The sequence below is a fragment of the Aerococcus sp. L_32 genome, from assembly GCF_050689315.1.
In genome coordinates this window covers 1-2,350 of sequence record NZ_JBOEQF010000308.1, presented here as the reverse complement: position 1 = coordinate 2,350, position 2,350 = coordinate 1, and the positions used below count along the sequence as shown (strand labels likewise).

The window sequence follows — 2,350 nt, the reverse complement described above, 5'->3', positions numbered from 1 at the left end:
GACGTACGAAATAGTCGATATTTTCCCGCATATGACTATTTAATTAAAAATCGCAAATACATCAATTCTATCAACACTTCCCATGTTGAGTGTGTAGTATTGCTTGAGGCTGTTAGAGCTTAGCGATATACAGCCTCAGCTGCGTAACGAAGTATAGCTGATGCAAAAGGTCAGAGACTAAAATCGTGATGTTATAATGTTCTTGATGGACCACTTAAGAACTTCCACTAATATTAAAAGGAGTAAACTTAGTTTTAAGATTAAGTGACTCCTTTTTATTATGTAAACAGGGGTATGTTTGTGGGAACTGGTCAATAAGAGTAAGGCTGTTAGGTTGGATAGGAAAATTATCAAACTTATGAAGAAAGTAGTCAGCACGTGAGTACAGGTCTACTTACCATTACTTATAGAGCTTTTATATAGGTTTGAATTCACACCCTACATTGATAGTTTTGAACATGTAGGCGTATATTTGTTTTAAGTGCCTTATGTGACTTTAGCAGTTATGTCGGTATCGGTAATCGTTGTTTATCTAGTAGAATTTTTTTAATCTAATTAAAAGACTCAGTAAATCAGCTTTTCGCTGACTTACTGAGTCTTTTGCTTTATTTAAAAATAGTGACTAAAGCTTGAATAGCTTGATCAATTTCATCAAGCGCTAGCCCAGCATAACCTAAAATGTAACTTTGGTCGAACTGGTTGTTTAATTTAGCGTAGTGGTTGACCGGTTGTAAGCGGATCTTATTTTCAGCTAGCCTAGCTTGAATCACGTCAGTCGGTGGAATCACACCCTCAATGTTAATAATAAAGAAAAGTCCAGCCCCTGCTTCCTTAATGGTTAGGGGGAGTTGGCTTTGGTTAAGCGCTGCTAGAACCGCTTTTTCCTTACGACGGTAATTAGTCCGCAGGCTATTAATATATTTAGGAAAATGGTTAGAATTGAGAAAATCAGTCATTAAATATTGCTCAAAGCTGGAAATACCAGTGGTTTTTAATTTAGCTTGATGGAATTTTTCCATTAATTGATCGGGTAAAACTAAATAAGACATCTTAAAAATTGACCCCATACTTTGACGAAAGGCCCCTAATAAAATGACTCGCTCTTGATCGTCCAGACTAGTCAAAGCAGGAACAGGGCGGCCCTTAAGGCGGAACTCATTATAGTAGTCATTCTCAATAATATAACGGTTTTCTGCCTGATAGGCCCATTTTAATAAACGCTGACGTCGACGCATCCCCATGATAATGCCGGTGGGAAACTGATGGTTAGGAGTAGTAATCACGATGTTAGCTGAGGTAGTCTCCAAATCCTTAACTGAGAAACCATATTTATCAATCGGGATTCGAATCGTCTTTTGCTGATAGTCTGTAAAGACATCTAAATTTTTATAATAGCCAGGATCTTCTAAGGCATAGATTGAATCGTCTAATAAGGCAAATAGCGTCTGTAAGCTAGCCTTGTGACCGCCTGTAATGATGATATTGTCAGCTGAAGTCATCACTCCACGGTATTTACGTAAATAATTAGCAATAGCCAAGCGTAAAGGGAGCGCACCCAAGTCTTCTTTTAAATTACAATTAGCCATGCTTTTTGCTAGAGCGTCGGGTGCATACTGCAATAATTGTTTGGGTTTTAAAGTAGCCATATCACGGTTGGCAAAGTGAAAATCATAAGTATATTGGCTGGCGTCACTTATTTTAGCATGCTCATGTTTTAGTGGCTTTGTCTCAATTTCCTCAGAGGGCAACATATCAATTGCAAGTAAATCCACAAAATAGCCAGATCTTTCCCTCGGCACTATATAGCCTTCATCAGTCAGTTGGTCATAAGCGTTAATGACCGTATTAAGACTGACTTTTAAATGATCTGCCAAGGCCCGCCGTGAGGGTAATTGGTCACCACTTTTTAAATGTCCCTGGGCAATTTGCCGGATGACTTCATCAACTATTTGTAAGTAGAGGTGTTGGTCTTCGTTAAAGTTCACCGTAATCATGCTTTCTCTCCCCTCGTATTATTCATTTTTTTCATTATACATAAAAAAACTATCTGGACCCATAAAAATATCCATTTTTGCATCTTAAGAAACATCCAAAAGACTGTTAAAGTGAAGACAATATTTATAAAGGAGCAATCAAAATGAAACGATCAATCGAAGAAGTACATAAACAATTAGCTGGTGGCGTAATCATGGACGTGGTAAATGTGGAGCAAGCTAAAATTGCTGAAGCGGCTGGTGCCGTAGCGATCATGGCTTTAGAAAGAGTTCCTGCAGACATTCGAGCTGCTGGTGGTGTTAGTCGGATGAGTGACCCTCAAATGATAAAAGAAATTCAAGCAGCAGTTTCTATA

1 protein-coding gene and 1 pseudogene are annotated in these 2,350 nt (G+C 38.2%); one reads left to right on the top strand and one right to left on the bottom strand.

Annotated elements, in window-relative coordinates; translation table 11 throughout:
• Positions 1-605: 605 nt before the first annotated feature.
• A complete protein-coding gene (locus tag ACRCJ0_RS12160; protein WP_431390587.1) occupies positions 606-1,994 on the bottom strand; it encodes a PLP-dependent aminotransferase family protein in 1,389 nt (462 codons plus the stop codon).
• Between the two features lie 143 nt (positions 1,995-2,137).
• Here ACRCJ0_RS12160 and ACRCJ0_RS12155 point away from each other — a divergent pair.
• A pseudogene (locus ACRCJ0_RS12155) lies at positions 2,138-2,350 on the top strand (pyridoxal 5'-phosphate synthase lyase subunit PdxS); the annotation flags it as partial.

Bases quoted from the DNA above. Each gene is read 5' to 3' on its own strand.
- ACRCJ0_RS12160 (WP_431390587.1), bottom strand. From the start codon at position 1,994: ATGATTACGGTGAACTTTAACGAAGACCAACACCTCTACTTACAAATA.